General features: G+C 71.3%; 30 protein-coding genes. 27 read left to right on the forward strand and 3 right to left on the reverse strand.

Going from position 1 to position 26,588, the window contains the following annotated elements:
• The first annotated feature begins 5 nt into the window (after window positions 1-5).
• From ACI6QG_RS14780 to ACI6QG_RS14825, 10 genes are all read left to right on the forward strand, one after another.
• Window positions 6-428: an HNH endonuclease signature motif containing protein gene (locus tag ACI6QG_RS14780; protein ID WP_407025344.1), complete on the forward strand. Its 423-nt coding sequence runs from the start codon at window positions 6-8 to the stop codon at window positions 426-428.
• On the forward strand, window positions 425-1,198 hold the full coding sequence (locus tag ACI6QG_RS14785) for a hypothetical protein (protein WP_407025345.1): 774 nt from the start codon (window positions 425-427) through the stop codon (window positions 1,196-1,198). The genes ACI6QG_RS14780 and ACI6QG_RS14785 overlap by 4 nt, the downstream gene beginning before the upstream one ends.
• The gene (locus ACI6QG_RS14790; protein WP_407025346.1) at window positions 1,195-1,431 is read left to right on the forward strand and encodes a hypothetical protein; all 237 of its coding nucleotides are present in this window, start codon (window positions 1,195-1,197) and stop codon (window positions 1,429-1,431) included. Before ACI6QG_RS14785 ends, ACI6QG_RS14790 begins: the two co-directional genes overlap by 4 nt.
• Window positions 1,431-2,480, forward strand: a complete 1,050-nt coding sequence (locus ACI6QG_RS14795) for an ATP-dependent DNA helicase (protein ID WP_407025347.1) — start codon at window positions 1,431-1,433, stop codon at window positions 2,478-2,480. The genes ACI6QG_RS14790 and ACI6QG_RS14795 overlap by 1 nt, the downstream gene beginning before the upstream one ends.
• Window positions 2,473-5,361, forward strand: a complete 2,889-nt coding sequence (locus ACI6QG_RS14800) for a DUF7146 domain-containing protein (protein WP_407025348.1) — start codon at window positions 2,473-2,475, stop codon at window positions 5,359-5,361. The genes ACI6QG_RS14795 and ACI6QG_RS14800 overlap by 8 nt, the downstream gene beginning before the upstream one ends.
• Window positions 5,362-5,581: 220 nt before the next feature.
• On the forward strand, window positions 5,582-6,040 hold the full coding sequence (locus ACI6QG_RS14805) for a crossover junction endodeoxyribonuclease RuvC (RefSeq protein WP_491630741.1): 459 nt from the start codon (window positions 5,582-5,584) through the stop codon (window positions 6,038-6,040).
• Window positions 6,037-6,267 carry a hypothetical protein gene (locus tag ACI6QG_RS14810; RefSeq protein WP_407025349.1) on the forward strand — a complete coding sequence of 77 codons (231 nt, stop codon included), beginning with the start codon at window positions 6,037-6,039 and terminating at the stop codon, window positions 6,265-6,267. The genes ACI6QG_RS14805 and ACI6QG_RS14810 overlap by 4 nt, the downstream gene beginning before the upstream one ends.
• Window positions 6,257-6,802, forward strand: a complete 546-nt coding sequence (locus ACI6QG_RS14815) for a hypothetical protein (RefSeq protein ID WP_407025350.1) — start codon at window positions 6,257-6,259, stop codon at window positions 6,800-6,802. Before ACI6QG_RS14810 ends, ACI6QG_RS14815 begins: the two co-directional genes overlap by 11 nt.
• Before the next feature lie 313 nt (window positions 6,803-7,115).
• Window positions 7,116-8,582, forward strand: coding sequence for a site-specific DNA-methyltransferase (locus ACI6QG_RS14820; RefSeq protein WP_407025373.1), 1,467 nt, complete (start codon window positions 7,116-7,118; stop codon window positions 8,580-8,582).
• Window positions 8,572-9,840 (forward strand): site-specific DNA-methyltransferase, encoded by a 1,269-nt coding sequence (locus ACI6QG_RS14825; protein WP_407025351.1) that lies wholly within the window; start codon window positions 8,572-8,574, stop codon window positions 9,838-9,840. Before ACI6QG_RS14820 ends, ACI6QG_RS14825 begins: the two co-directional genes overlap by 11 nt.
• Window positions 9,841-9,854: 14 nt before the next feature.
• Here the strand turns inward: ACI6QG_RS14825 and ACI6QG_RS14830 are convergent, their stop codons facing one another.
• Entirely contained in the window at window positions 9,855-10,706 is an 852-nt protein-coding gene (locus ACI6QG_RS14830) for a DUF3489 domain-containing protein (protein ID WP_407025352.1), read from the reverse strand.
• Between the two features lie 97 nt (window positions 10,707-10,803).
• A complete protein-coding gene (locus tag ACI6QG_RS14835) occupies window positions 10,804-11,040 on the reverse strand; it encodes a hypothetical protein (RefSeq protein ID WP_211849185.1) in 237 nt (78 codons plus the stop codon).
• Window positions 11,041-11,165: 125 nt separating this feature from the next.
• Between ACI6QG_RS14835 and ACI6QG_RS14840 the strand changes: the two genes are divergently transcribed.
• The 13 genes from ACI6QG_RS14840 (at window position 11,166) to ACI6QG_RS14900 (ending at window position 22,840) form a co-directional block, all read left to right on the forward strand.
• Window positions 11,166-11,750 (forward strand): elements of external origin, encoded by a 585-nt coding sequence (locus ACI6QG_RS14840; protein ID WP_407025353.1) that lies wholly within the window; start codon window positions 11,166-11,168, stop codon window positions 11,748-11,750.
• Window positions 11,750-13,720, forward strand: coding sequence for a phage terminase large subunit family protein (locus ACI6QG_RS14845; RefSeq protein WP_407025354.1), 1,971 nt, complete (start codon window positions 11,750-11,752; stop codon window positions 13,718-13,720). Before ACI6QG_RS14840 ends, ACI6QG_RS14845 begins: the two co-directional genes overlap by 1 nt.
• A gap of 15 nt (window positions 13,721-13,735) precedes the next feature.
• The gene (locus ACI6QG_RS14850; RefSeq protein ID WP_407025355.1) at window positions 13,736-13,972 is read left to right on the forward strand and encodes a phage head-tail joining protein; all 237 of its coding nucleotides are present in this window, start codon (window positions 13,736-13,738) and stop codon (window positions 13,970-13,972) included.
• Window positions 13,972-15,453, forward strand: a complete 1,482-nt coding sequence (locus tag ACI6QG_RS14855; RefSeq protein ID WP_407025356.1) for a phage portal protein — start codon at window positions 13,972-13,974, stop codon at window positions 15,451-15,453. Before ACI6QG_RS14850 ends, ACI6QG_RS14855 begins: the two co-directional genes overlap by 1 nt.
• On the forward strand, window positions 15,450-16,943 hold the full coding sequence (locus ACI6QG_RS14860) for a ubiquitin-activating E1 FCCH domain-containing protein (RefSeq protein WP_407025357.1): 1,494 nt from the start codon (window positions 15,450-15,452) through the stop codon (window positions 16,941-16,943). The genes ACI6QG_RS14855 and ACI6QG_RS14860 overlap by 4 nt, the downstream gene beginning before the upstream one ends.
• A gap of 22 nt (window positions 16,944-16,965) precedes the next feature.
• Entirely contained in the window at window positions 16,966-19,041 is a 2,076-nt protein-coding gene (locus tag ACI6QG_RS14865; RefSeq protein ID WP_407025358.1) for a prohead protease/major capsid protein fusion protein, read from the forward strand.
• A gap of 82 nt (window positions 19,042-19,123) precedes the next feature.
• Window positions 19,124-19,471, forward strand: coding sequence for a DUF2190 family protein (locus ACI6QG_RS14870; RefSeq protein ID WP_407025359.1), 348 nt, complete (start codon window positions 19,124-19,126; stop codon window positions 19,469-19,471).
• Window positions 19,468-20,124, forward strand: coding sequence for a structural protein (locus tag ACI6QG_RS14875; protein WP_407025360.1), 657 nt, complete (start codon window positions 19,468-19,470; stop codon window positions 20,122-20,124). Before ACI6QG_RS14870 ends, ACI6QG_RS14875 begins: the two co-directional genes overlap by 4 nt.
• On the forward strand, window positions 20,121-20,396 hold the full coding sequence (locus tag ACI6QG_RS14880; RefSeq protein ID WP_407025361.1) for a hypothetical protein: 276 nt from the start codon (window positions 20,121-20,123) through the stop codon (window positions 20,394-20,396). The genes ACI6QG_RS14875 and ACI6QG_RS14880 overlap by 4 nt, the downstream gene beginning before the upstream one ends.
• Before the next feature lie 6 nt (window positions 20,397-20,402).
• On the forward strand, window positions 20,403-20,711 hold the full coding sequence (locus tag ACI6QG_RS14885) for a head-tail joining protein (protein ID WP_407025362.1): 309 nt from the start codon (window positions 20,403-20,405) through the stop codon (window positions 20,709-20,711).
• Between the two features lie 3 nt (window positions 20,712-20,714).
• Window positions 20,715-21,437 (forward strand): DUF6441 family protein, encoded by a 723-nt coding sequence (locus ACI6QG_RS14890; RefSeq protein ID WP_407025363.1) that lies wholly within the window; start codon window positions 20,715-20,717, stop codon window positions 21,435-21,437.
• Window positions 21,434-21,862, forward strand: coding sequence for a hypothetical protein (locus ACI6QG_RS14895; protein ID WP_407025364.1), 429 nt, complete (start codon window positions 21,434-21,436; stop codon window positions 21,860-21,862). Before ACI6QG_RS14890 ends, ACI6QG_RS14895 begins: the two co-directional genes overlap by 4 nt.
• 21 nt (window positions 21,863-21,883) lie before the next feature.
• Entirely contained in the window at window positions 21,884-22,840 is a 957-nt protein-coding gene (locus ACI6QG_RS14900; protein WP_407025365.1) for a phage tail tube protein, read from the forward strand.
• A gap of 115 nt (window positions 22,841-22,955) precedes the next feature.
• Here ACI6QG_RS14900 and ACI6QG_RS14905 read toward each other — a convergent pair whose 3' ends face one another.
• The gene (locus ACI6QG_RS14905) at window positions 22,956-24,926 is read right to left on the reverse strand and encodes an ATP-dependent nuclease (protein WP_407025366.1); all 1,971 of its coding nucleotides are present in this window, start codon (window positions 24,924-24,926) and stop codon (window positions 22,956-22,958) included.
• Window positions 24,927-25,165: 239 nt separating this feature from the next.
• Here ACI6QG_RS14905 and ACI6QG_RS14910 point away from each other — a divergent pair, with 239 nt between their 5' ends.
• The 4 genes from ACI6QG_RS14910 to ACI6QG_RS14925 form a co-directional block, all read left to right on the forward strand.
• Window positions 25,166-25,543: a phage-derived protein YdaY family protein gene (locus ACI6QG_RS14910; protein WP_407025367.1), complete on the forward strand. Its 378-nt coding sequence runs from the start codon at window positions 25,166-25,168 to the stop codon at window positions 25,541-25,543.
• Window positions 25,544-25,707: 164 nt separating this feature from the next.
• Complete coding sequence (locus ACI6QG_RS14915) at window positions 25,708-25,857, forward strand: hypothetical protein (protein ID WP_407025368.1); 150 nt, start codon at window positions 25,708-25,710, stop codon at window positions 25,855-25,857.
• Window position 25,858: 1 nt separating this feature from the next.
• Window positions 25,859-26,167 carry a hypothetical protein gene (locus tag ACI6QG_RS14920; protein WP_407025369.1) on the forward strand — a complete coding sequence of 103 codons (309 nt, stop codon included), beginning with the start codon at window positions 25,859-25,861 and terminating at the stop codon, window positions 26,165-26,167.
• Between the two features lie 21 nt (window positions 26,168-26,188).
• The coding region (locus ACI6QG_RS14925) for a tape measure protein (protein WP_407025370.1) at window positions 26,189-26,588 on the forward strand (400 nt) is incomplete at its 3' end.

Below are 26,588 nucleotides of genomic sequence, written 5' to 3' on the forward strand. Positions count from 1 at the left end.
TTGCCATGAGCACCGGTGAAGTCTGGCGCGATGTTCCCAGCCTGACTGGCGTTCTGGCCAGCAGCGAGGGGCGCGTGATGATCACACCGTATCGCGGCCCCATGCCAAATGGCGGAGAGCGCCCCTACGGCGGGACGCCAACCTTTGGCGTGTGGAACAAGCTCGACGGGCGCTTCGTCACCACAGTCGGCGAGCGCACATGGAAAGTGGCGCGGCTCGTTGCCGAGGCGTTCCACGGGCCGCCTCCATTCGAAGGTGCGGTGGTCATGCACCTCGACGAGAACGCGGCTAACAATCGCGCCAGCAACCTGCGGTGGGGAACTCAGAAGGAGAAACTCAACGCGCCTCGCTTCCTCGACTACTGCCGTTCGCGCGTCGGGGAGAACAGCCCCTACGTGAAGGGGCGTCGGAAGGTCGCAGCACCATGACGCTCGACCTCAACCACCAATCCGGCCTGGTCTATGGACGCGCCGCGCACGGCGTGGCCGACACCACCGCGCGCATCAATGCGCATGTCGATGCCGCGCTGGTTGCGCGCCATCAGCGGCAGCGCCCTCGCGACTATCTTGGCGGCAGCCGCGTCGGCGAAGCCTGCGCCCGCAAGTTGGTCTACGAGGTGGCGCACGCGCCGAAGGATGCAGGCCGCGATTTCGACGGCAGCATCCTCCGCGTCTTCGATGCGGGACACCAGTTCGAGGCACTCTCCATCCGATGGCTTCGCCAGGCAGGCTTCGACCTGCGCGACCGTGGCGCGGATGGCGAGCAGTTCGGCTTTGCCGTTGCAGGCGGAAAGCTGCGCGGCCACGCCGACGGGGTGATCGTCGCAGGGCCAGATGTCGGCATCCGCTGGCCATCCCTCTGGGAGCACAAGGCACTCGGCCAGAAATCATGGACCGACCTGGTCAAGCGCGGGCTGCGTCTCTCCAAGCCGATCTACTTCGCGCAGGTGCAGCTCTACATGGCCTATCTCCAGCTCGAGATGGCGCTGCTGACCGCGCTGAACCGGGACACGCTGGCGCTGCACCACGAGGCGGTGCCCTTCGATGCCAGCGAGGCGCAGCGCCTGTCCGACCGAGCCGTCGACATCCTCCGCGCTGCCGAGGCCGGCGAGTTGCCCCCGCGCATCGCCGCCCACGCCGATTTCTTCCTCTGCCGCTTCTGTCCCTACGCCACGCGATGCTGGGAGGCGCCCGCATGAGCAGCGTCACCCCCTCGCCTCAGCAGGCGGCGGCCATCGCCGACATTCTGGAGTGGTACCGCCACCGGCGCGGCCAGCAGCAGGTGTTCCGCCTGTTCGGCTATGCCGGCACCGGCAAGAGCACGATCACCGCCGCCGCGATCGAGGCACTCGGGTTGCGGCCCATGACGCGCGACGCCTCCTTCGCTGGGGCGTGCTCTTTGCGGCCTTCACCGGCAAGGCCGCGCTCGTGATGACCCGCAAGGGCACGCCCGCCACCACCATCCACTCCCTGATCTACCGCGTCTCGGAGGCGACGCCCGAGGAGATCACCCGCGTCGAGAAGGAGCTGTTCGACCTGCAGCGCGATCTGCGCCGTATGGGCGTGGCCGAGCGCGCCTTTGCGGAGACGCAGATCAGCAAGCTGCAGCTGCGTCTCGCCGACATCCACAAGCCCTCCTTCCTGCTGAACGAGCAGTCCCTCGCGCGCGACGCCAGCCTCATCGTGCTGGATGAGGTCTCCATGGTCGGCCGAGAGATGGCCGCAGACCTGCTGGCCTTCGGCAAGCCGATCCTCGTGCTGGGCGATCCGGGGCAGCTCCCCCCGATTGAGGGCGCGGGCGCTTTCACCGAGGCCACGCCCGACGTGATGTTGACGGAGATTCACCGCCAGGCCGGCGAGAGCGCCATCATCCGCCTCGCCACCCTGGCGCGGCAGGGCCACGACATTCCCGTCGGCGAGCACGACGCGCATGTCTGGAAGCTTCCGCGCAACGCGGTGCGGCCGGAGCAAATGCTGCGGGGCGGCCAGGTCATCTGCGGCCGCAACGACACGCGGCGCTGGCTGAACAGCCAGATGAAGGCCGTCGCGGGTTTCCCGGCGCCCTATCCCGCCGGCGGCGCGGAGAAGCTCATCTGCCTCAAGAACCGCCACGACCTTGGCCTGGTCAACGGCATGTTCCTATCGCTGGCGGAGATTCAGCACGAGGGCGACTTCGCCTTCTCGGCCGCCATCACCACCGAGGATGGCGTCGCCATCCCCGGCCGGCACCGCTTCTACAAGGGGCATTACGACGACCACGTGCGCTACGACCGGGAGCGCCTTCGGCGCGACTGGCGAGAGCTGCGGGGCCTCGTCGAGACCTCCTGGGGCTACGCCATCACCTGCCACAAGGCGCAGGGCAGCCAGTGGGAGAATGTGATCGTCTACGACGACGGCCTCTCCCGCACCGAGGAGGACCGCCGGCGCTGGCTCTACACCGCCATCACGCGCGCCGAGCGCGGGCTGGTGATCCTTGATTGATCTGAACGACGCGGGCGCAGCGCCGGCGCGCTACGACCTCGAGGGCATCGTTCAGCGGCTGCGTGACACCGCGCAGGCCTGGGTGCCGGGCATGTTCCCGAACGGCCGGCGCCAGGGCGATGAGTGGCGGCTGGCGAACATTCAGGGCGCGCCGCCGCGGCAGTCGGGCTCCTGCGTGATCATGCTGCGCGGCGAGCACGCCGGCGACTGGCACGATTTCGATGGCGGCGATGGCGGTGGACCGCTCTCGACGCTGGCCCATGCCACGGGCCTGGAGGAACGGGCGCTCTTTGCACACGCGGCGGAGATGACGGGCTGGGCCGGCGAAGGGCCCGCGCGTCAGGAACCCCCGCCGGCGCGCAAGCCAGACCGGGATGCGTCGCGCGATATCGCCTTCATCCGGGAGCATGCGCAGCCGATCCATGGCACGGCAGCGGAACGCTATCTGCTGGGGCGAGGCTTGCATGTGCCCGAGGGCGCAGAGCTGCTCTTTCATCCCGACCTCGCGAACTTCGAGACCAAGGCCGGCTATCCGGCGATGGTCGCGCTGGTCCGCAACCTCGCGGGCGAGATGGTGGCGGTGCACCGCACCTACCTCGCCGAGGACGGCGAGACGGTCCGCAAGGCCGACATCCCCAAGCCGCGCATGGTGCTCGGCCGGAGCGGGGGTGGCACGGTGCGGCTGGCCCCGCTCGGCCCACATGGCGTGCTCGGCCTCTGCGAGGGGATTGAGACCGGGCTTGCGGCCATGCAGGCATGCCCCGGGCTGCCCGTCTGGGCCGCGCTCTCCACCACGGGCCTCGAGCAGGCGCTGCTCCCGCCCGAGGCCAGGCGCATTGTCATCCTGGCCGACCATGACGCCTCCGGCGCGGGCATGCGCGCTGCCGAGGCCACCGCCGCAAAGCTCCGCCTCGAGGGGCGCGAGGTGTCCATCGCGATGCCTCCACGCACGGGCGACGACTTCAACGACATGCTGCAGCGTGACGGTGCGGAGGCGATCGCCACGCTCGTCGACCAGGCAATGCGCAGCCGCGCACCCGAGCCGCCAACCCTGGAATCCGAGACCGGCCGGCACCTGCCCATCGGCTTTGTGGAGCCTGCGCATCCACTCCCCACCGCGCGTGCGGATGAGGGCAATCTGGATCGTGCCACCGGCCGCGCCTGGAGCCTCGTCCTCGGAGCGAACCGCTCGCCCTGGCTCTTCCGGCTTGCTGGTGAGCCCACATGGGTCGTCCCGGACGATGACGGTCGCCCCACGGTGGTCACGGTGCGCGATGAGCGCTTCCGCCACATGCTCGCCAAGCTCGCCGACTGGCGCAAACTGAACGCCAAGGGCGATCTCGTGCCGACCCCGCCACCCACGGGCCTGGTGAAGTCTCTCGTCGCCACGCCGGATCCGGCACTGCCCGTGCTCGGCGGGATCGTCACGGCACCGGTGTTCGGCCGCGGTGGCACGCTGCTGACCGAGCCAGGCTACCACCCCGACGCGCGGCTGCTCTATCGCCCGCCGCCGGGCTTTGCGCTGCCCCCGATGCCGGAGAGGCCCACGCCGAGCAACATCACGGCCGCGCGCGATCTCCTCCTCGACGACCTGCTCGGCGACTTCCCCTTCACGGGCGAGGCGGAGCGCGCCCATGCGCTCGCGCTGCTGCTGCTCGGCTTTGTTCGGCCGATGATCGACGCGCCGACGCCGCTGCACATGATCGAGAAGCCGACGCCCGGCACCGGCGCCACGCTGATGGTGGACGCCATCGCCACCATCCTCACCGGCACCGGCGCTTCCGTGATGACGGAGGGGCGCGACGAGGACGAGTGGCGCAAGCGCCTCACCGCCAAGCTGCGCCAGCTGCCCACGCTGTTGCTGATCGACAATCTCCGCCAGGAACTCGACAGCTCGGCTCTGGCGGCAGCGCTCACAGCCCCGGCCTGGGAGGATCGGGTTCTCGGCGCCTCGGACATGGTTCGCCTGCCGGTGCGCTGCGCCTGGGTCGCCACGGGCAACAACCCCGCCGTCTCGCACGAGATTGCCCGCCGCCTCGTCCGCATCCGTCTCGATGCCCGCAGCGACCAGCCTTGGCGACGCGATGGCTTCCGCCATCCCGATCTCATGGTCTGGGTGCGCTCCCACCGTGGACGGCTGGTCGCGGCCTGCCTCACGCTCTGCCGCGCCTGGATCACCGCAGGCCGTCCCCGCGGGGCCCGCAGCCTGGGCAGCTTCGAGGTGTGGAGCCAGACGCTGGGCGGCATTCTGCAGGTCGCGGGCGTCGCCGGCTTTCTGGAGAACCTCGACGAGGTGATCGCCGCCTCCGACAGCGAGGGCGGGGCATGGCGCGCCTTCATTCAGCTCTGGTGGGACCGCTTCGGCAGCGCCGAGGTGAGCGTGAGCGATGTGCTGGGACTGGCGCAGAACGCTGAGGCGAGCCTGCCGATCAGTGCGAAGAACGAGCACGGCCTGAAGGTCTCGCTCGGGGCGGCCTTCACCAAGCTGCGCGACCGCGCCTTCCGCATCAGTGACCGTCTGGTCCACCTCCGGCAGGGGAAGGCGTTGCACAATTCGCAACGCTGGCGCCTCGAAGCCGCGGAGGACACGCCGGAACGTGGGGGTCTTGGGGGTCTTGTGGGGGTCTCACGCGGCGAGACCCCCACCGGTTCAGGCCAGGAAATCCGCGGGGTTGACGGGTCTTGGGGGTCTTGGGGGTCTTTTTCCAACCCCTACGCATGTGCGCGCGCGCATGTGTGTGAAGGAGAGGCCGGAAAAGACCCCCAAGACCCACAAGACCCCCAAAACCCAGGAAATCCCTGCGTTTCCAGCGGGGGGTCTTCGGAACAGAGACCCCCACAGACCCCCATGATGCCTCCGTGGCTCGACGGGGTGCCGTGATGCGTCGTCCGCACAGCACGGGACCGCCCAGCATCGGTCATGACCCACCCCAGCCGGGCAGCGACGGCGAGCTCCGCCAAGAACCGCGCTGTCGCCGCCCTCACCAGGATCATCCCCGTTCGGAGACACCATGGCTCTCGCGACTCTCCCGATGCCTGCCGCTCATGCAAGCGGCCCCTCCATCACTGAACCGCCCGCGATCAACCTGGCACACCACGCGGTGCTCGCGCTCGATCTCGGCACCACCACTGGATGGGCGCTGCGCGGCCAGGACGGCGGGATCACCTCGGGCACGATGACCTTCAGGCCGAGCCGCTTCGAGGGCGGCGGGATACGCTTCCTGCGCTTCCGCGGATGGCTCGCCGAGGTCGCCTCCCTATCCGGCGGCGTAGCACGGATCGTGTTCGAGGAAGTCCGCGCCCATGCCGGCACCGATGCGGCGCACATCTACGGCGGTTTCCTTGGCATGCTGAGCACCTGGTGCGAGGAGCATGAGGTCCCCTACGAGGGCGTGCCAGTCGGCACCATCAAGCGCTTCGCCACAGGCCGCGGCAACGCCGACAAGGCGGCGATGATCGCGGCGGTGCGCGCCCGCGGGTTCGCACCTGCGGACGACAACGAGGCGGATGCCATCGCCCTGCTGCTCTGGGCGACCGACCCGACGGGAGGCCGCGCATGAGCATCCACGGCGCACCGCTGCCGCCCCGCTCCTGCCTCGACCGCGGCACGCGCAGCCCGACCAACGACAGCGAGGTGAACGCCATGCGCGCTGCCGCCTGGCGCCGGCACGGCGTGGCAGCGATCCCGGTCGACGACATCATCGATCCCTGGCTGCGCCAGGCCATCACCAACGAAGCAAACCGGCGCTGGGGGCGCCGCAACGGGGAGAGCCATCATGGCCGGTAAGCGCAAGGCTAAGCGGGTGCTCGAGGATCTGTCGAAGCCCTCGAAGTGGCGGCTGCAGCACGGCACCTTCGAGGGGCCGATCCGCGCGGCCGATCCAGCGACCGGGTCACCGACGCAGCATCGCCGTGCGGTGGACACGCTTGGGCAGATGTTAGCCAACGGCACCATCACGCCGCAGATGCACGAAGCGGGCGAGATCTTCCGCGGGCTGTTTCGCGCGGCTTGCTTCGACGGCATGTCGACGTCGCAGATCGTGCGTCTCCCCGGCATGCGTGTCGACACGCTCTCGACGCTGCAGATCGACGCGCGGCGCCGTGTCGCGGCGGCGCTGGATGCGCTCGGTGGGCACGACAGCCCAGGCGGCTCGTGCGCATGGTTCGTCGTCGGCCTGGAGTTCTCGGTCCGTGAGTGGGCGATGCGCCAGGGCTGGGCGGGACGGACAGTGCACGGCCCTGTCGGGCAGGGCATCCTGGTGGGAACGCTCGGCACGCTCGCCATGCACTTCGGCCTGACGCCGCGCACACGGGCGGCGTGAAAGCGGTGGCCGGGGCGATCTCCACCGCCCCGGCCACGCTGTTACAATTCACCCGCTGGCGGCGCCGAAATCGATGAGGTTAGATTCAAGACACGTAGAGAAGGCGCGCCGATCGCCGCGGCTCACAAGCCACACCGCCGCTCGATCGAGACAGTGGCTCGCGAGCCGCAGGGTCCTTCCTGGGCCCGGCGTATGCGGGGGGCGGAAGCGCGCAAGGTTCCTAGCGCCAGGCCAGTTTTCCAGGTTGCCAGGTTGCCAGCGTCGCGCGGTTGCCAACGGCGCCGGCCACCATTCCACAATCAGGCAGGTGCAGATGCCTCAGGCCCCCTGGGCTGCGAGCGCCGTCGAGGCGCGCGCGGTCGCCGCGCTGCTGCCCTATGCCGGGAATGCACGCACGCATTCCGCCGAGCAGGTGGCGCAGATCGCGGCCAGCATCCTCGAGTTCGGCTTCGTCGCGCCGGTGCTGGTGGACGAGCGTGGCGAGATCATCGCCGGCCACGGCCGCCTGCTGGCTGCGAAGTCCCTCGGCCTCGGCAGCGTGCCGACCATCGTCCGCGCCGGCCTGACCGAGGCGCAGAAGGCCGCGTATCGCCTTGCCGACAACCGCATCGCGCTGAACGCCGGCTGGGACGAGGCACTGCTCGCGGCGGAGGTCGCGAAGCTGCAGGAGATGGGCGGCATCGACCTGGCGCTGACCGGTTTCGACGGCGCCGAGATCGAGCGGCTGCTGGCAGGGCTGGAAACCGAGGCCGGCAACCTCCCGGCGCCGGCGGTTGCCAGCGGTGCCGAGCCGGCTCCTGGCAACCAGCCGGACGCGGATGGCGCGGAGCCAGCCGAAGACCCCGCGGATGCGGAGCCTGAGCCGCCCCGCCAAGCCGTCGCACGCGTCGGCGACATCTGGCTGCTGGGCGAGCACCGCCTCGCCTGCGGCGACAGCACGAACCGCAGCACCATCGCGCGCGTGATGGCTTCCGATCGCGCGTCGCTGCTCTTCACCAGCCCGCCCTACGGGAACCAGCGCGACTACACCACCGGCGGCGTCTCGGATTGGGATGCGCTGATGCAGGGCGTGTTCGCGCATCTCGACGGCGCGCTCCGCCGCGACGCGCAGGTGCTGGTGAATCTCGGGCTGATCCATCGCGAGGGGGAATGGCAGCCGTATTGGCAGGGCTGGCTGGACTGGATGCGTGGCCAGGGCTGGCGGCGCTTCGGGCTCTACGCCTGGGACCAGGGCCCCGGCCTGCCTGGGGACTGGAATGGCCGGCTCGCGCCGGCCTTCGAGCTGGTCTTCCACTTCAATCGCGAGGCGCGCCAGGCCAACAAGATCGTGCCGTGCAAATGGGCCGGCACGCCGAACAAGGGCAGCGGGCTGCGGGCCGCCGACGGCGAGGTGAAGGCCTACACCCACATCGGCCTGCCGGTGCAGGAGATGCGCATCCCGGACAGCGTGCTGCGCATCACCCGCCACAAGGGTCGTGGCATCGAGACCGAGCACCCGGCGGTGTTCCCAGTCGCGCTGCCAGAGTTCCTGATGCGCGCCTACACGGACGAGTGCGACGTCGTGTTCGAGCCCTTCGGCGGCTCGGGCACGACCATCCTCGCCGGCCAGCGCACGGGTCGGCGCGTCCGCGCCATTGAGCTCGCGCCGGCCTATGTCGACCTGGCGATCGCGCGGTGGCGGATGCTGCATCCAGACCTGCCGGTGACGCTGGCCGAGGACGGCCGGGACTACGATTCCGTCGCCGCGGCCCGCGCTGAGGTGACGGCCGATGCTGCCTGATCTCCGCGTCGAGATGATGCCGGTGGCGGCGCTCGCACCCTACGCCGCGAACGCCCGGCTCCATCCCACCGAGCAGGTGGCGCAGCTCGCCGCCTCGATCGGCGAGTTTGGCTTCAACGTGCCGGTGCTGGTCGACGATGCCGGCGTGCTGATCGCCGGCCATGGCCGCGTCCTCGCCGCCAAGGCGCTCGGCCTCGAGGAGGTGCCGGCGATCCGGCTCGGGCATCTGACGGAGGCGCAGGCGCGGGCCTTTCGGCTGGCCGACAACCAGCTGGCGCTCAACTCCACCTGGGACGAGGGAATGCTCGCCGCCGAGCTGCGAGCGCTGCGCACCGACGAGTTCGACCTGGGGCTGATCGGCTTCGACGGCGCGACGCTCGATCGGCTGCTGGGCGAGGCGGCGCCTGACGGGCCCGCGGCAGGTAGTGGGGGCGCGGACGCCCCGGCGCCCGCGCCGCCCGAGGCTCCCGTCACGCGACCTGGCGACCTCTGGCTGCTTGGCCCGCACCGCCTCCTGTGCGGCGACGCCACCTCCGCCGCGGACGTCGCCCAGCTGCTGGACGGCGCGCGGCCCCACCTGATGACGACAGACCCTCCCTACGGCGTGAACTACGATCCCGAGTGGCGGAACGAGGCCGGCGTGTCTGCGACGATGCGCACAGGGAAGGTGGCGAACGACGATCGCGCCGACTGGCGCGAGGCCTGGGCGCTGTTCCCCGGCGACGTGGCCTATGTCTGGCATGCGGGCGTGCACGCGCGCACCGTCATCGAGAGCCTGGAGGCGGCGGGCTTCGTGATCCGCAGCCAGATCGTCTGGGCGAAGTCGCGCTTCATGCTCGGGCGCGGCGACTACCATTGGCAGCACGAGCCGGCGCTCTATGCCGTGCGCAAGGGCGCGACCGGCCACTGGCAGGGCGCGCGCGACCAGGCGACGCTCTGGCAGATCAGCACCGGCGGCGACGAGGACGCCGCGACGGTGCACGGCACGCAGAAGCCGGTGGAGTGCATGCGCCGGCCGATGCTGAACAACAGCGCGCCGGGGGATGCGGTCTACGAGCCCTTCTGCGGCAGTGGGAGCACGATCATCGCGGCGGAGACCACGGGCCGCCTCTGCTACGCAATGGACATCGACGCGCGCTACATCGACGTCGCCGTACGACGCTGGCAGGCCTTCACGGGCCGTGCGGCCGTGCTGTCGGGGGAGGAGCGGGTCTTCGACGACATCGCCGCCGCCCGCAGCACGCAGGCGGCGGCGTGACGCCTTCGGGGCGATCAGGCCGGCAAGTGGTAGATCGTGTAGGACCCGCGGGCGCCCTCCTTGTTCGGCCCGACCTGGCGGACCCGCTCCAGCACCTGGACCTCGATGCCCTGGCGCTTCTTCAGGCCGGCGAAGAACCCGCGGACCGTGTGCTGCTGCCAGCCAGTCGCCTCGCAGATCTGCGCGATGGTCGCGCCCTCCTCGCGGCGAAGCAGGGCCAGCACCTGCTCCTGCTTGGTGCCCTCGCGCGGCTTCCGCGGCGCGCCGTGCTCGCACGCGGCGCGGGGCGGCTTGCCCGGGAGGGCGGCGCGGAGGGCCTCGATGGCGCGGCTGATCGGGTTGTCGGTCGCGTCCTGCGCCGGGCTGGCGTCCCAGGCGGCCAGCACCGCCGCGGCGGCGTCGCGCAGGCTGGCGCGCGGGGCGGGCATGGGCGCGGCCTGGGCGGGTTCGGCGTCCTCCGCGGGGGCATCCCGCTCCGTCGCGTCCTCCCCGCCCGTGGGCGCCGTGTCGGCCACCGACGCGGCAGCCTCCGCGGCGGCGCGGCGCTCGGCGTTGCGGCGGGCGATAGCCTCGGCGCCCTGCTCGTCCTCCTCGCGCGCGTCGCCCGCGTTCGGGTCGATCCCGATGGCGCGGAGCCCCTCGTCGGTGATGCGCGCCACGATCCAGGTGCCGTCCTCGTCCTGGCGCCAGCCGAGCCCGACATGCTCACGCTGGGCGTTGATCTCGGTCAGCAGATTGTTCTTGATCAGGCTGCGGAACACCGCGTTGCGGGCGGCGGCCGGCAGGGTCTTCGGCGCGCGGGCCAGGCCCATCTCGTGCTGCGCGGCGGCGCTGAGGATCACGCGCTGGGTATCGGAAAGCTTCATCGTCGGGGTCTCCGGTTCGGCACCCGACCAGCCGGGTGCTACCACCCCGAGCCCCGCAGGCCTTGCCTGTCGGGGCGGTGGCGGCAGGCGCGGCGCGCTACTCGGCGAATTCGCCGCGCTTGAAGTAGCAGTCCGTCACGCTCGCCAGTCGGCTGTTCCAATGTTCGAGCGTCGCGGCCTTGCCCCAGAGGACCTCCTCGGGATCCGCCCCGAAGTGATCCGCGCTCATCTGCTGAAGCTCCGCGACCATCGCGTCGAAGCGGGCCTTCTGCTGCAGGAAGGCTTCGAGGCTCTTCTGCTGGTTGCGGGCGGCGCGGGCTTCGCGGTCGGTCATCTTTGTCTCCGTCGTGATGCAGGGCATCCCCTGCGCGTGACGGACCATTCGCGCTGCGGCGGGGGCTGAGCCAAGCGCGATCGGCGCGACGGCGATTGCGTTCTTCGAGGGGTCTCGATCACATCATGATCGCCATCGCGCAGCCTGGCCGCGTGGCCTCGCAGCGCGAGGTGGCGCGCCGCCTCGGCATCTCCCACACGGCGCTGCAGAAGGCGCAGCGCGCAGGCCGCATCGCGCCCGAGGCGGACGGCGCGTGGGACATCGAGAAGGTCCGGGCGCGGCTGGCAGACAGCAGCGATCCGACGCGGAAGACGGCGACGCTCGTGCCGCCCGCACCGTCGATCGCAGCGCGGGCTGTGGCGCCACCGCCGCCTGTCTCGGCGTCGCACACAGCGCCCGATCCACTGCCGCGTGCGGCCCAGAACACGTTCCACGATGCGCGCACGGCGAACGAGGTCCTGAAGGCGCAGGAGCGTCGGCTACGGCTCGACGAACGAAAGGGCAAGCTGGTCGACAAGGCTCGCGCGCTCCTGCTCGTGCATCGGCTCGCCAAGGAGGAGCGCGACGCCATCCTAGCCTGGCCCGCCCGCGTCGCTGCCGAGATGGCGGCCGAGCTCGGCGTCGATGTGCATCGGCTGCAGACCATGATGGACATGCGGCTCCGGCAGCACCTGGCTGAGCGGCATGATGTCCGCGTGAGCGTCGGCTGATGGTGGGCGAGCATCTGCTCGACGAGCTCGGCCGGTTCGAGGGCGACGCCGAAATACTGCAGGCGTGGCGCGACGGCATGGCGCCGGAGCCGGCGCTGCTCGTGTCGGAATGGGCCGACCGACATCGCCTGCTCGGCAGTCGCGGCTCCGCGGAGCCGGGGCCGTGGCGCACCACGCGCACGCCCTACCTGCGCGAGATCATGGACGCGCTGTCGCCGGCCCATCCGGCGCGGCGCGTCGTGTTCATGAAGGGCGCGCAGGTCGGCGGTACCGAGTGCGGCAACAACTGGATCGGCTACGTCATCCACCACGCGCCCGGGCCGATGCTCGCGGTGCAGCCAACCACCGAGCTCGCCAAGCGCTTCTCCGACCAGCGCATCGACCCGCTGGTGGAGGAGACGCCGGCGATCCGGGCACGGGTCGCGCCGGCGCGCTCGCGGGACAGCGGCAATCGCCAGCTCAGCAAGGAGTTCCCCGGCGGGCAGCTGGTGATGACCGGCGCCAACAGCGCGGTCGGCCTGCGCTCCATGTCGGCCCGCTTCCTGTTCCTCGACGAGATCGACGCCTACCCCGGCGACGTCGAGGGCGAGGGCGACCCGATCGCGCTCGCCGAGGCGCGGGCGCGGACCTTCGGCTGGCGGCGCAAGGTGCTGCTGGTCTCGACGCCGACCATCGCCGGGCTGTCGCGGATCGAGCGCGAGTACCTGGCGACCGACCAGCGGCGCTACTTCGTGCCCTGCCCCCACTGCGGCCACCGCCAGCATCTGCGCTTCGAGCGGCTGGTCTGGGACGAGGGCGAGCCGGAGACGGCGCGGTATCTCTGCGAGGATTGCGACGGGGCGATCGGGGAGCAGCACAAGGCGGCGATGCTGGCCGCGGGGGAGTGGCGGGCCACCGCCACGGCGACGGACCCGCACGCGATCGGCTTCCACATCTCGGCGCTGTACTCGCCGCCCGGATGGATGCCCTGGTCGGAGATCGCCCGGCTCTGGCTCGCGGCGCAGGGCGACGACCGCGCGATCAAGACGTTCCGGAACACCGTGCTGGGCGAGACTTGGCAGGAGGCCGGCGACGCACCCGATTGGCAGCGCCTCTACGACCGCCGGGAGCACTGGCCCGCGGGCACCGTGCCGATGGGCGGGCTACTGCTCACGGCCGGCGTCGACGTCCAGCGCGACCGCCTCGAGGTAAGCCTCTGGGCCTGGGGCCAGGACCGCCAGTCCTGGCTGGTCGAGCACCGCGTGCTGGCGGGGAACCCGTTCGAGGCGGCGGTGTGGGAGGAGTTGCGGCTGCTGCTCGGCGAGACCTGGCGGCATGCCAGCGGGCACCGCCTGTCGGTCGCCATGGCAGCGATCGATAGCGGCGACGGCATGACCACCGCGGAGGTCTACGCCTTCGTGCGGCGCGCTGGTGCGGGCCGCGCGATCGCCGTGAAGGGCCAGGACGGGCTGCGCGCGGCAATCGGCCAGCCTGCCGCGACGGAGGTCAGGCGCAGCGGCCGGAAGCTCGGCGGGCTGAAGGTGTGGCCGGTGGGCTCCTCCTTTCTGAAGGGCGAGACCTATGGGTGGCTCAAGCTCGACCGGCCGACGGAGGAGAGCGGCGAGCCCTTCCCCGCCGGCTACGTGCACCTGCCCGTGCACGCCGCGGGCGAGGAGTTCTGCCGCCAGATCACGGCGGAGCAGCTGGTGGCCCGTGCTGGGCGGAACGGCTTCCGCCGGCTGGAGTGGGTGAAGACCCGCGAGAGGAACGAGGCGCTGGACTGCCGGGTCTATGCGCGCGCGGCCGCAGCGGCGCTGGGGATGGATGGCTGGGGCGACGGCCGCTGGGCGCGGATGGCCGATGCGCTGTCGCTGCCGGCGGCCGAACTTCCCACCGGCGGGAATGTCGCTACGGCATCGCCGTCGCAGGTCACACCCAACACCCACCGCCCGCGCGGCTGGCTTGCGCCGCGCAGCGGCTGGCTGCGCTGAACAGGGAGGACGCGCATGGATCCGACCGTCCTCGCCTGGGCGCTGGCGCAGCCTGCCGGCAGCCGCGCGGCCGCGCTCGCCGCGGCCTACACCGGCGGCACCACGCGCGTGACCTTCGACGGGCAGACCGTGGAGTACCGCTCGCTCGATGATCTCGGCCGCGCGCTCGCCGTGCTGCGCGGTGCGGAGATGACAGCCGCCCGCCGTCCGTCCGTGACGCTGGCCAGCTTCTCTCGCGGGGGAAGCACGTGATGGGCCGGCTCCGGGATGCGTGGAACGCGCTGCGAGGCTACGCCGCGGCGCAGGATGGACGTGCTTCCGCGTGGGCGCCCTCCGGCGGCAGCGCGACGGCCGAGGTTGGCATGGCGGCGGCGACGGTCGCGCGGCGCGCGCGGGATGCCGTGCGCAACGACCCCTATGCCAGCCGCATCGTCGATCTCTGGACCGGCAATGCGGTGGGCGCTGGCATCACCACCCGCTGGCCGGATCAGCGCCACGCCGATGCCTGGCGCCGCTGGGCCGAAAGCACCGCCTGCGACGCCGAGGGCCGGCTCGACCTGTACGGCCTGCAGGCGCTGGTCATGCGCGCGGTCGTCGAGAGCGGCGAGTGCTTCGTCCGCTTCCTGATGGTGGCTCCGTCGCCCGTCAATCCGATCGGCCTGCGCCTGCAGGTGCTGGAGAGCGATCACCTCGACACGGCGCGGAACGGCCTGGTGGACGGCGCGCCGACGATCCAGGGCATCGCGCTCGGCGAGGCGGGCGAGCCGATCCGCTACTGGTTGCACCGCGTGCATCCAGGCGCGGCCTGGATCCTGCCGGGTGCGACCTGGCTCAGCAGCGAGCGGATCCCTGCATCGGAGGTGCTGCACATCTACCGCAAGCGTCGGCCCGGTCAGCTACGCGATGTCTCCTGGCTCGCCCCCGTCCTGCTGCGGCTGCGCGATCTCGGCGACTACGAGGCCGCCCTGCTGATGAAAGCCAAGATCGAGGCGTGCCTCGCGGCTGTCGTCTCCGAGGAAGGCGACGAGGCGATCACCGGCACGGCAGCCAATCTCCTGCGCGACGCGCAGGGCCGCACCGTCGAGAGCTTCGAGCCCGGCATGATCCTCTACCGCCGCGGCATGGGCTCGGTGGAGGTAGTGAACCCGAGCGGCGGCGGCAGCCACGCCGCCTTCGCCCGCCGCGCGCTCGAGGCGGCGTCGGTGGGCGCTGGTCTCACCTACGACCAAGTGTCGGGCGATCTGACGCAGGCGAACTACTCGTCGCTGCGTGCCGGCAAGATCGAGTTCCGCCGTCTCTGCGAGCAGGTGCAGTACGGCATGCTGATCCCGATGCTGGTGCGGCCCATCGCGGACCGCTTCCACGCGCAGGGCGCGCTGCTCGGGCTGTGGGGCGCCGCCATGCCGGACAGCGTCAGCCACGTCCCGCCGGCGCACGAGATGATCGACCCGCTGAAGGACACCACCGCCCTCATCGCCCAGGTGCGTGCGGGCTTCGTGCCGCAGCCAGAGGCCGCCGGCGCCTTCGGCTACGACTTCCGCGCCGCCGTGGAGATGATCCGCGAGGCCAACGCCCTGCTCGATGAGGCCGGCATCTCGCTCGACACCGACCCGCGCCGCGTCGCGAAGTCCGGCGCCGCGCAGGACGCCGCGCAGATGGCCGCGGTCGAGATCGCCGCCACCGGCGCCGCCGCACCTCCCCGCGCCGAGCCAACCCCAGGAGCCCCCGCATGACCGCCGGCGCCTACGACTGGACGGACGACATGCTCAAGATCAAGAGCATGCAGAAGAAGTTCCGCGACAGCTTCAACGGGACGGAGATCAACCCGGCCCGCTGGGACGTCGCCGCTACCGGCAGCGGCATGGCGCTCGCCGTCGCCGACGGCACCGTCACCATCTCCACCGGCACGACCCTCGACGACGAGATCGTGCTGACCAGCCGTACCGCCTTCACCATCCCGCTGCGCGTCATGGTCGCGGTGAACCTCAGCCAGCGCATCGCCGGCCAGTCGGTCTGGCTCGAGCTGGTCTCGGTCGACCCGACCTCCGCCCAGCCGGACGGCCGCAGCGCCGCCGCCTGGCGGCTCGACGGCACCAGCCCGACGCTGGCGAATTACGAGGTGGGGAGCGAGGGCGCGCCGCGGCTCGTCACCGCCTCCGCCTCGACCATCCCGACCACCGCGCCGGCGGGCTGGTCGGTGCTGGAGATCGAGCCGACCAACGACGAGTGCTGGTTCCATGGTCGGCAGCTCGACACCACGGCGGCGCGGTCGAACTCCTATGTCCGCCACCAGCAGATCCCGGAGCCGAATGCGCTCTACCGCTTCCGGATCCGGGTGCGGAACCGGCAGTTCATCAACGGCATCTCGGCGGTCGCCAACAACGGCTCCGGCTTGGTGCGGATCACCCGGGCGGCACATGGCTTCGCGACGAACGACGTGGTCACGGTCGCGGACGTCTCCGGCGTGCCGGGGGCGAACGGCACCTTCACGATCACAGTGATCGACGCGAACAGCTTCGACCTCGTCGGCTCGACCTTCTCCGGCGCCTACCTCAACACCGGCTGGGCCTCGGTCAGCCGGAACCTAGCCCCGGCGTCGAGCACCGATGTGAAGGTGCAGTTCGTCACCATCGCGGACTACGCCGAGCTCACCACCGAGATCACCGCCGGGCGCGGCCAGTCCGTCGCCGGCCAGGGGCTCGGGGTGAACGTGCTGAGCACCATCGCGCCGACGCTCACGGCCGTGGGCGGCCAGGCGCGCAACACCTCCGGCGCGCTGCCGGTGCTGGTGGCAACGGGCCTCTCGGCGAACCCCACGGCGGTGACCACCGGCCGCGGCATCGACCTCTTGGCGACGCTGATCGGCGCGCTGGTGAACAAGCCCTTCTCGATCCCGGAGGCGGACTGGCAGTACGCCGGCGCCGCGGGCGGGATCACCGGCACGGCCGACGTGGTGCTGAGGGCCGCGGCGGCCGCCGGCATCCGGAACTACGTCACCTCGATCGATGTGCGGAACGCGCATGCGACCGTCGCGACGGAGGTGGTGATCAAGGACGGGGCAACGGTGATCTGGCGGCAGCTGCTGCCGGCGGCGATGGCGACCCCGGTGGACATCACCTTCCCGACGCCGCTGCGCGGCACAGCGGCGACGGCGGTGAACTTCGCCTGCCTGACCACCGGCGCGCAGGTCTACGTCAACGCGCAGGGCTACGCCGCCCCGTAGCGGCGCCCACCAGGAACCCAGCATGTCCGAGACGACCGAGCCGGGCGGCAGCGATGCCGCGCCGGCGACTCCTGCCATGCCGATCGTGGCGCAGCGCGCGCTGGCGGCCCCGGCCACCGTCGATCGTGCCGCGCGCACGGTCGAGGTGGTGTGGTCGACCGGCGCCCGCGCCCGCAACTTCGTCCCCGCCCTCGGCCTCATCACCGAGGAGCTGGAGATGTCCCCGAACGCGGTGCGCATGGAGGCGCTGCGCTCGGGCCAGGCGCCGGTGCTTGACACGCATCGCCGCGGCGGTGCGCGCGACGTGCTCGGGCGCGTCACCGCCGCCCGCCTCGAGCGCGGCCGCGGCTACGCCACGCTGCAATTCAGCACCGCCGCTGATGTCGAGCCGGTCTGGCAGCGGATCGCCGACGGCACGCTGCGCGCGGTGAGCGTCGGCTACCGCGTGCACCGCTACGAGCCGCGGCCGGACGCCTCCACCGGCGAGACCGTCCACCGCGCGGTGGATTGGGAGCCCTTCGAGATCTCCGTCGTGCCGGTCCCGGTGGACCGCGATGCGGCGGTGCGGGGTGAGGCGCCGCAGGGCGCGCCCGCCGTCGCGATCGAACCCGCCCTGCCTGACGAGGAACCCATCATGCCCGAGACGACGCCGGCTGAGCCGGCTGCTGCCCCGTCGGCGCCGCCGTCCGCCGCGCCGTCCACCACCCCGCCCCAGGAGACCTCCGTGACCACCACGCCCAGCGCCCCGGCGCCGGAACCCACCCGGGCTGCGGCGCCCGACCTCGACGACGTGCGTGCCGAGGCGCAGCGCGCCGAGCGGGAGCGCATCGCCGGCATCGATGCCGCCATCGAGGCCGCCCGCGCCCTCGTCCCGGCGGACCGCATTCAGCCGATCCGCACCGAGGCGGTGGAGCGCGGCTGGTCGGCGGATCAGGTCCGCCGCGCCCTGTTCGACCTTCTGGTGACGACTGCGCCCAAGCCCTCCGTGCCGGCGCGGCCGGAGAGCGGCCCCGGCCACGACGATCCCGCCATGCTGATCGACGCCATGGCCGAGGCGCTCGCCGCCCGCTCCATGCCCGGCTACCAGGCGCAGGGGACTGGCCGCCACGCCGAGTTCATGGGCTGGCGTCCCTCCGACATGATCGGCGAGCTGCTCCGCGCCCGCGGCGAGCGAAGCGTGCCGCGCAACCCGACGCTGCTCGCCGAACGCGCCTTCCACACGACCTCCGACTTCCCGCTGCTGCTCTCGGCCGCGGCGAACAAGATGCTGCTCGCCGCCTACCAGCCGGCGCAGCCGACCTACCGCCAGATCTTCCTCCGCCGCGATTTTCGGGACTTCAAGCCCCACCGGCACCTGCGCGTGGGCGACTTCCCGACCCTGCTGCCGCTGCTGGAGAACGGCGAGATCCAGGCCGGCACCATGTCCGAAAGCCAGGAGATCGTCCTGCTGCAGACCTTCGCGCGGCGCATCCGCGTCACGCGGCCCATGCTTGTGAACGACGACCTCGGCGCCTTCACGGACTTCGCCGCTGCCATCGGCCGCCGCGTGGCCGACTTCGAGAACGCCACCGCCTATGGCCTGCTGAACTCCGCCAATGGCGACGGCCCGACGCTGACCACCGGCAACGCCGCGGTGTTCGGCACCGGCGCGGCGCGCGCCAACAAGGCGGGGGCGGGCTCGGCACTGGATCTCGGCGGGCTCGCGACCGGCCGCGCCGCCATCATGCGCCAGAAGACCCTCGACGGGCTGCCGATCGCGGTCGGCTCCTCGATGCGTCTGCTGGTCGGCCCGAACCAGGAGCTGCCGGCGCGGCAGCTGACCGTGAGCGTGGCGGCGACGCAGACCAGCAACGCGAACGTCTTCGCGGGCTTCGTGCAGCCGCTCGTCGAGCCGCTGATCCAGAACAACCGCTGGTACCTGTTCTCCGATCCGCTCTCGGCGCCGGTCTACGTCTACGGCTACCTGAACGGCGCAGAGGGGCCGCAGGTCACCACCGGCCCGGTCTCCGGCGTCGATGGCGTCGAGGTCAGCGTCATCTTCGACTTCGGCGTCGGCGCCATCGACTGGCGCGGCGCCTGGTTCAACCCGGGCACCTGATCCCGGCTCACCCCTTCCATCGTGAACCCGCGCAGAGGGCGTCCTTCGGGACGCCTTCTGCGTTTCTGGAGACCCCATCCCCATGCGCAACTTCGTCCAGCCGGGCGACAGCCTGGCCGTTGCCGTGCCCTATGCCGCCGGCGTCACCGCCGGCCAGGGCATCCTGGTCGGCGCGCTGTTCGGCGTCGCCGCCGTCGACGGCGCGCAGAACGCCGTCATCGAGGCCGCCACCCAGGGCGTGTTCGACCTCACCAAGGAGCCCGCGCTCGCCATCACCGCCGGCGCGCGGGTCTTCTGGGACAACACCAACCGCCGCGTCACCACCACCGCGACCGGCAACTTCTCGATCGGCATCGCCACGGCGGCGGCGCTCGCCGCAGACCCGACCGTGCGGGTCTGGCTCAACCGCGTGCCGGCGTCCGGCGCATGAGCGGCGATCCGAAGGCCAGCCGGGGCTACCGCAACCGCAACCCTGGCAACATCGAGCACGTCGCCACGAACAAGTGGCTCGGCCTCGAGACGCCGCCCTCGGACGGGCGGTTCTGTCGCTTCCGCTCCCACCAGCACGGCATCCGGGCGCTGGCGCTGCTGCTGCAGAGCTACCAGGACCGGCACGGGCTACGCACGGTCCGCGGCATCGTCGCGCGCTGGGCACCGAGCAGCGAGAACGACACCCGCGCCTACCAGGCGGCGGTCGCCGCGCGGCTCGGTGTCGGGCTCGACGACCCGGTCGACCTGCACGACGCGGCCACCATGCGCGGGCTGGTGGAGGCGATCATCCGCCACGAGCTCGGCGGCATGCCCTACGCGCCGGAGACGATCGCGGAGGGCCTGCGCATGGCCGGCCTGGTCCAGCCGGGCCTCGCCCACAGCGGGACGGTCCGCGCGGCGGCGGGCTCGGTGGTCGCCGGCGTGACCGCGGCGGCGGTGGTCGATGCCGTCACCACGCTGGCGCCGCATGCCGAGGGCCTGGCGGCGGTGCTGCGCTCGCTCGGCCCCTGGGGCGTCGCCGCCGCGGTGATCGCCGTCGCGGCCTGGACCATCCACCAGCGGCTGCAGCGGCAGCGGGAGGTCACCCGATGACGGACCATGACCGCGAACTCGGCACCATCGTCACCCGCCTGACCGAGATCGAGCGGCGCCTGGCCGAGGGCGACAAGGACATGCGCGAGCTCACCCGCACCGTGACCGAGCTGGTCAAGGCGATGGCCGGCCTGACGGCGCGGCTGTCGCTGGCGGCCGGCGGCCTGCCGGGCGGGTCGCCCGCGATCCCGGCCACCGGCGCGGCCGCGGCCGGCGGTATCGTCGGCGCCGCGGTCGGCGCGAAGCTCGCCTCCTGGCTCGGGCTGGGCTGAGCCGCCATGGGCGTGTTCGACGATGCGCTGGCGGTGCTCGCCGCCGACCCGAACCTCGGGGTCGAGGCGAGCTACCGGGCGGCGGGCACCGGCGCGCCCGTGTCCCTCCGCATCCTGCGCTCCAGCCCCGATCGCGTGGTGGACGCCTTCGACACGCCGCTGCTGCGCGCGACCGACGTGCTGACCGTCGCCATCGGCCTGCTGCCAGCGATCGAGGCGGGCGACACCTTCGCCATCGGTGCCGACCTGCTGACGGTGGACAGCGCCGAGCGGGACGCCGCCGGGGTAGCCTGGCGCGTGCTCTGCCGGCGCTAAGCCGTGCGGCTCACCGCCATCGTCGGCGACCTCCGCAAGGCGCTCGCGGAGGAGGTCCGCGCCGGTGAGCGTGCTGCCCCTCGCGCCGTGCGCGCCGAGACCGACGCGCTCAAGGGGGAGCTGCGCCAGCAGGTCACCGGATCCTTGGGCGGGAAAGCCCGCGGCATCGCGAATGCCTGGCGCTCGCAGGTCTTCCCGCGCACCGGCGTGTCGATGCGCGCCGCCGGCCTGGTCTGGAGCAAGACTCCGCTCGTCATCGACGCCTTCGAGCGCGGGGCGCTGATCCGGCCAAAGGGCGGCGGGCGCTTCCTGGCGATCGCCACCGGCTTCAACGCCGCCCGCGGCTGGCGCGGCCGCGGCGACAAAGGGCTGCGCGTCACGCCGGCGCAGATGGTCGCCTCCGGCCAGGGCTTCCTCCGGCCGTTCCGCTCGGGGCGGGGCTTCGTCTGGTGCCTGCCGCTGCGCCAGGGCGCAGCAACGGGCCGACGGCGGCGGACCCGCCTCATCGCCGGCGGCGTGGCTGAGGTCGGCACCGCCAACCGCAAGGGCCGCGAGGCCTGGGCCCGCGGCCTGCTCGAACAGGGGATGGTGCCGATGTTCCTGCTCCTGCCGCAGGTGAAGCTGGCCAAGCGCCTCGACGTGCGCGGGGCGTCGCTCCGCGCCCTACGTCGCCTGCCGCGGCGCTTCGTGGCGGCCTGGGAGGCCGAAGCCGGGAGGCCCGCGTGAGTGCGCGTGAGACGGCCCTGGCTGCCCTGCACGCCCGCCTGGGCGCCGCCCTGGCCGGCCGGAGCCCGGCCCCGAAGCTGCTGCGCAACGAGACCGTCCCGCAGCGCCTGCCCGCCAGTGGGCTGGTGGTGGTGCGCGACGGCGAGACGGTGGAGGAGACCGCGATCCTCTCGCCGCTCGCCTGGGCGATCGAGCATCGCGCCGAGGTCGAGATCGTCGCCGCCACCGGCGCTCTGCTCGACGCGCTGCTGGTCGACATCGCTGCCGCGATCGCTGGCGACCGCACCCTCGGCGGCGCGGTCGAATGGGCCCAGCCCGGCGCGCCGTCCTTCGACGACGCCGAGGCCGAAGGCGCCACCGCGGCGCGCGCCGCCTCCGTCCCTGTCACGCTGTCCTTCACCGTCGCAGGCTCGCCGCTGGCTTAATCCCGATCCCGGAGACGCTCCATGCCCCGTGCCATCGGCGCGAACTCGCGCCTGCTCATGATCCCCGAGGTGACCTACGGCAACGCCCCGGGCGGCAACTGGCGGCGCGTGCCCTTTCTCTCTTGCAATCTCGGCGCCGAGCAGCCGCTGCTGGATGCGGACGTCATCGGCCTCGGCGGCAATCGCGATCCCGCCGCGCCGTTCTTCGACACCGTCACCGTCGAGGGCGACGTCGTCGTGCCGGTCGACCTGATCAACATCGGCCACTGGCTGCGGCTGCTGCTCGGCGCGCCGACCACCACGGGCACCGCCCCGAACTTCACCCACACCTTCGGCTCCGGCGCGGCGACGCTGCCGTCGCAGACGATCGAGATCGGCTATCCCGACGTGCCGAGCTACGACGTCTGCGCCGGCGTGCGGGCCGACGCGCTGGAGATCGACTTCTCGCCGACCGGGCCGGCCACCGCGACGATCAAGCTCATCGCCCAGGGCTCGACCCGCTCCGGCTCCTCCTCGGGCGGCACGCCGGTCTCGGCCGCCTACACTGCCTTCAACAAGGCGCAGGGCTCCATCTCTCGCGGCGGGTCCGCGCTCGCGCAGGTGACCGGCGCGCGGCTCGCCTATTCGAATAACGTCGAGGCGGTGCGCACCATCCGCGCCGACCGCAAGATCGAGGGCGCGGATCCCGGCATCGCCCGCGCCACCGGCCAGATCAACGCGCGCTTCGCAGACACCACGCTGCTGACGCAGGCGCAGAACGGCACCGCGGCGGAGTTCGCGTTCGCGTTCACCATCGACGCCAACCGCAGCCTCACCTTCACGCTGCACGAGGTCTATCTGGCGCTGGCCAAGACGCCGATCGAGGGGCCTGCCGGTGTCGAGGCGAGCTTCGAGTTCCGCGCGGCGTTCAGCGCCACGGCGACGCGCATGATGACCGCCATGCTGAAGAACCAGCAGGCGGGGACGGAGTACGCGTGAGCCTGATCACTGGCATTGACAGCCGGTCGTGGGTGGAAGGCGGCTTTTCCGGCCTGCCTTCCGCCCACTTACGATCCTCCTTTGGGCGTTGCGACTGAAACCTGCCACTTCTTCTTCATACCGCAGCAAGTTCGCTCGCGAATGCCTCTTCGATCAGGACCTTGAGCTCGGGCGCCACTGTATATCCGGTCGGGATTGTAAATGCGTTCAGCAATGAATCGTCCAGCCCGTCTGCCTTAACGACTGTCTTCAGCGCAGCGTGCAGCCGTTTGCCTTTCACCGTGGTCGGCGAGATGCCGCCCGCATCCGTCCACATCGCTTCCGCGTCGGGCGATCCGCCGTTCGGCCACACGACGCGCACCACGTTCTTGCGCTTTTCGAGGAAGGTTTCACGTGCCTTGTTGACCTTCTTGGCCGCCTGCTGTCGCCATTCCTCCGCTTTGGCAGGCAGCACGTTGTAGAGCGCGCAGAGATAGTCAGTTTCGCAGAAGTAGGCCTCGATGTCCGACCCGGACGTAACCCAAGGGAACACGCCCGGTGTCTTAAACCCTTGGCGCCACCGTTCGGCCTCGTCGGCATTCATGAAGTCGCCGTCGCGGTGCAGAAGAGCCCTGATCCTGAGCTTGCCGTCTACGAGCAGGCCCTCCAAGAACTTGTCTCGGGGTAGATTCTCAATCCCGAAACACCTGCACACGGCGACCTGCCGCGCGAGATCCGGCCACTGGCGGAGCACGGCTCTGAGCGGCTTGTCGTCCTCGTCCTCGACAAAGAAGAGCGCGGCCTTGTCGAGACCTCCCCAGCCGAGCAGCCGTCGGATTGCCTCGTCGTCCTCCGTCTCGACTATTCCGTCCCTCATCCAAACGAGCTTTGCGGCCGGGCTCGCTGCGCGGACGATGTGGGGGCTGTGGGTCGTCAGGATGATTTGGGCGTCGTAAGCAGGGGCCGCCCGCTCAAGCGCCTCGATGAGCCTCTCCTGCTTGTCCGGGTGGAGGTGCGCGTCCGGCTCGTCGATCAGCATTACCTTGGGTTCGAAAAGGATCAGGTAGGCGAAGATCTGCACGACTTGGAGCACGCCGGTTGCGGCGGTCTCCAACGGTCGGCTCTGACCGGCGAAGCCGTCAGTTCGAATAGTAGCGGAGATGTGGTAGTCCTCGCGCTCGTCGAACGCGACGTCGACCTGGACGCCCGGGTGCACCTGCTGGACGAGTCCGTTAAGCTTGGCGAGCCTGTCGCGCCCCTGCGTCTCGTCAGTCTCGCCCACTCTGCGGCTGCGAAGGTTCAGAAGGATGTTGCGCAATACGCCACCGGCATCGCCACTGGCGGCCTGCCGACGCAGCGTCGGTTGCGCAAGGATCGACTCCTTCTCGGACAGGCCAGCGAGCCCCGGTATGTAGGTTGTGATAAACTGGAAGCGCTGCTTGTACGGCGTGACCGCACCGCCACCGTCCATGTAGGCCGTGATGCCGCCGCGGTTTCGCGCCGCACGGATGCGGATGGTGGCCTGGACTGTCTCTTCGCCAACCGGCCGATGCGCAAACACAACCTCGACCGGCGTCGATCCGGCGTCTGATTTGAGCTCGCCCTTGTGGAGTGTGCTCAGCGGGTCGCTCGACGGGACGTAGTCGAGACGCTCAAAGGAGATCATCTCCTTGGTGTTCTTGGGTAGCACGTAGCTGGCTGCACGCGCGGCCCAGTGGATCGCCTGGAGCACCGAAGACTTCCCGCAGCCGTTCGGTCCGACGAGGATGGTGACGCGGTCGAGGGGGATAGTCGCCACCTTGGTCGCTTTAAATCCGCTGACGGTTATCGATTCGAGCGTGCTCCACCGGCGGGCCCGAACGGATCGCGTGTCGGTAAGGCCGACCGGCGCATACGGGGAGGACGATGCGCCGTGCCCCGCCGACGGCCGATCGGCATCAACGGCCGCATCTTCGGAGGGCACATCTTCCGTATGACCCTGAGCGCTCGCGAGCTCCTCCGCGCTCTTCAAAATGGAAAACGACTCGCCGCTCATCGCGGTCGAGGCCGTCGGAGCCGTCGAAACCGAATCCCCGGTCCCGGTGTCTCTGTCGCTGTCGCTGGTCACTAGCGAAGTGTGGACGCCACCGTTAGGCGAGTCCATCCGGCAGCGAAATCGCGTACGGCGGGGGCGACTGCGGTCGCAACCCACTTGCCCGTAAACTGCCCGTCCGCAATCGGCCGATTCCAGTCAGCTTGCTGATTCAGCTGAGCGACCGCTGTCAATCGAAAGCTGGCCGTTCGGAGCCATCGAGTCGCACTGAAGCGAATCCCGCTACCCCCGGCTTTCCCACAATGGAGAATCCGATGCTCCTCCTCGACCTCCCGGCCGAGCCGTATTGGCTCGACTTGCCGCGCGGCGTCCGCGTCGAGATCCGGCCCGTGACGACCGCCGTCATGGCGGCCGCACAGGCCGCCGCCGCACGCCGCCTCGCTGCGATCCGCATCGCCGACCCGGACCTCGACCCCGACATGTCGCGCGGTCTCTCCTTCGCCTTCCTGGTGAAGGCGCTGGCCCGCCATGCCGTCACCGCCTGGGAGGGTATCGGCGACGCCGCCGGCAAGCCGCTGCCGCTCTCGCCCGAGGCGGTCGAGCGCCTGATGGACCTCGACGACATCGCCGCGGCGTTCTGGGACCGCGCGACGGCGCCCGTCGCTGCGGTGGCTGCCGAGGGAAACGGCTGAGGGCTCGCGCTGCCTGGCACTTCGGCCGCGGGCCCGAATACTGCCGCGGCTGCGCCGCTCTCGGCCGCGACTGCGCCGACGCGTGCCCCTACGCCGCGCTGGCTCCCACCAGCGTCGAAGGCCACGCCTGCTGGGCCGCCGGCACCGCCTGCGCGGAGGTCACCATGGCCGGCCTGACGCTCAACACCGCGGGCGCACTCGCCGCTGCGCGCGACCTTGGTGCTGCCGGATGGGCCGCCGCCGAGCTGCTGCTCGCCATCCGCATCGGCATGGCCGAGGGCAGCGCCGCCCGCCGCGACGGGGAGACGACCTGACATGGCTGACGCCACCCGCCGCGTCTCGGTCCGCCTCTCGCTGGACGACGCCGCCCGGGTCAAGGCCGGGCTGCGCGAGGTCGGCGAGACCGGCCAGCGCTCCCTCGACCAGATCAAGGGCGGCGCCGAGCGCGCGTCCCGCTCCCTCGAACTGCTCGATGTCGCCACCCGCGGCATCCAGATCGCCGGCGTGGCAGTCGCCGCGCGCGCCCTGGTGCAGGCCGGCGACGCGCTCACTCAGGGCCTGTCGCGCCTGCAGAACGCCACCGGTTCGGTCGAGCGCGCCGGACAGGTCTACGAGGCGCTGTAGCGCAACGCGCTGTCCACCGGCGTGGCGGTCTCCGAGAGCGTCGACGCCTTCCAGCGTTTCTCGATCGCCGCCCGCGAGACCGGCGCCACCTCCGACCAGGTGGTTCGCCTCGTCGGCGGCCTGCAGCGCGTCGCCATCGTCTCCGGCGCCTCCACGCAGGAGATCTCCTCGGCGACGCTGCAGCTCGCCCAGGCACTGGCCTCGGGCGTGCTGCAGGGCGACGAGCTCCGCTCCATCCTCGAGGCCATGCCGCTGCTGGCCGAGGGCCTGGAGCGGGAGCTCGGCGTCTCGATCGGCGAGCTCCGCAAGCTCGGCAGCGAGGGCAAGCTCACCGCCGAGCGGGTCTTCCCCGCGCTGCTGCGCGCCACGGAGCGCCTCGGCGCCGAACTCGACCGCGCACCGCTCTCCCTCGGCCGCGCCT

Source organism: Sabulicella flocculans (genome assembly GCF_045449635.1).
Lineage (GTDB): Bacteria > Pseudomonadota > Alphaproteobacteria > Acetobacterales > Acetobacteraceae > Roseococcus.

Bases quoted from the DNA above. Each gene is read 5' to 3' on its own strand.
- ACI6QG_RS14780 (WP_407025344.1), top strand. From the start codon at position 6: ATGAGCACCGGTGAAGTCTGGCGCGATGTTCCCAGCCTGACTGGCGTT.
- ACI6QG_RS14785 (WP_407025345.1), top strand. From the start codon at position 425: ATGACGCTCGACCTCAACCACCAATCCGGCCTGGTCTATGGACGCGCC.
- ACI6QG_RS14790 (WP_407025346.1), top strand. From the start codon at position 1,195: ATGAGCAGCGTCACCCCCTCGCCTCAGCAGGCGGCGGCCATCGCCGAC.
- ACI6QG_RS14795 (WP_407025347.1), top strand. From the start codon at position 1,431: ATGACCCGCAAGGGCACGCCCGCCACCACCATCCACTCCCTGATCTAC.
- ACI6QG_RS14810 (WP_407025349.1), top strand. From the start codon at position 6,037: ATGAGCATCCACGGCGCACCGCTGCCGCCCCGCTCCTGCCTCGACCGC.
- ACI6QG_RS14815 (WP_407025350.1), top strand. From the start codon at position 6,257: ATGGCCGGTAAGCGCAAGGCTAAGCGGGTGCTCGAGGATCTGTCGAAG.
- ACI6QG_RS14820 (WP_407025373.1), top strand. From the start codon at position 7,116: ATGCCTCAGGCCCCCTGGGCTGCGAGCGCCGTCGAGGCGCGCGCGGTC.
- ACI6QG_RS14825 (WP_407025351.1), top strand. From the start codon at position 8,572: ATGCTGCCTGATCTCCGCGTCGAGATGATGCCGGTGGCGGCGCTCGCA.
- ACI6QG_RS14830 (WP_407025352.1), bottom strand. From the start codon at position 10,706: ATGAAGCTTTCCGATACCCAGCGCGTGATCCTCAGCGCCGCCGCGCAG.
- ACI6QG_RS14835 (WP_211849185.1), bottom strand. From the start codon at position 11,040: ATGACCGACCGCGAAGCCCGCGCCGCCCGCAACCAGCAGAAGAGCCTC.
- ACI6QG_RS14840 (WP_407025353.1), top strand. From the start codon at position 11,166: ATGATCGCCATCGCGCAGCCTGGCCGCGTGGCCTCGCAGCGCGAGGTG.
- ACI6QG_RS14845 (WP_407025354.1), top strand. From the start codon at position 11,750: ATGGTGGGCGAGCATCTGCTCGACGAGCTCGGCCGGTTCGAGGGCGAC.
- ACI6QG_RS14850 (WP_407025355.1), top strand. From the start codon at position 13,736: ATGGATCCGACCGTCCTCGCCTGGGCGCTGGCGCAGCCTGCCGGCAGC.
- ACI6QG_RS14855 (WP_407025356.1), top strand. From the start codon at position 13,972: ATGGGCCGGCTCCGGGATGCGTGGAACGCGCTGCGAGGCTACGCCGCG.
- ACI6QG_RS14860 (WP_407025357.1), top strand. From the start codon at position 15,450: ATGACCGCCGGCGCCTACGACTGGACGGACGACATGCTCAAGATCAAG.
- ACI6QG_RS14865 (WP_407025358.1), top strand. From the start codon at position 16,966: ATGTCCGAGACGACCGAGCCGGGCGGCAGCGATGCCGCGCCGGCGACT.
- ACI6QG_RS14870 (WP_407025359.1), top strand. From the start codon at position 19,124: ATGCGCAACTTCGTCCAGCCGGGCGACAGCCTGGCCGTTGCCGTGCCC.
- ACI6QG_RS14875 (WP_407025360.1), top strand. From the start codon at position 19,468: ATGAGCGGCGATCCGAAGGCCAGCCGGGGCTACCGCAACCGCAACCCT.
- ACI6QG_RS14880 (WP_407025361.1), top strand. From the start codon at position 20,121: ATGACGGACCATGACCGCGAACTCGGCACCATCGTCACCCGCCTGACC.
- ACI6QG_RS14885 (WP_407025362.1), top strand. From the start codon at position 20,403: ATGGGCGTGTTCGACGATGCGCTGGCGGTGCTCGCCGCCGACCCGAAC.
- ACI6QG_RS14900 (WP_407025365.1), top strand. From the start codon at position 21,884: ATGCCCCGTGCCATCGGCGCGAACTCGCGCCTGCTCATGATCCCCGAG.
- ACI6QG_RS14910 (WP_407025367.1), top strand. From the start codon at position 25,166: ATGCTCCTCCTCGACCTCCCGGCCGAGCCGTATTGGCTCGACTTGCCG.
- ACI6QG_RS14915 (WP_407025368.1), top strand. From the start codon at position 25,708: ATGGCCGGCCTGACGCTCAACACCGCGGGCGCACTCGCCGCTGCGCGC.
- ACI6QG_RS14920 (WP_407025369.1), top strand. From the start codon at position 25,859: ATGGCTGACGCCACCCGCCGCGTCTCGGTCCGCCTCTCGCTGGACGAC.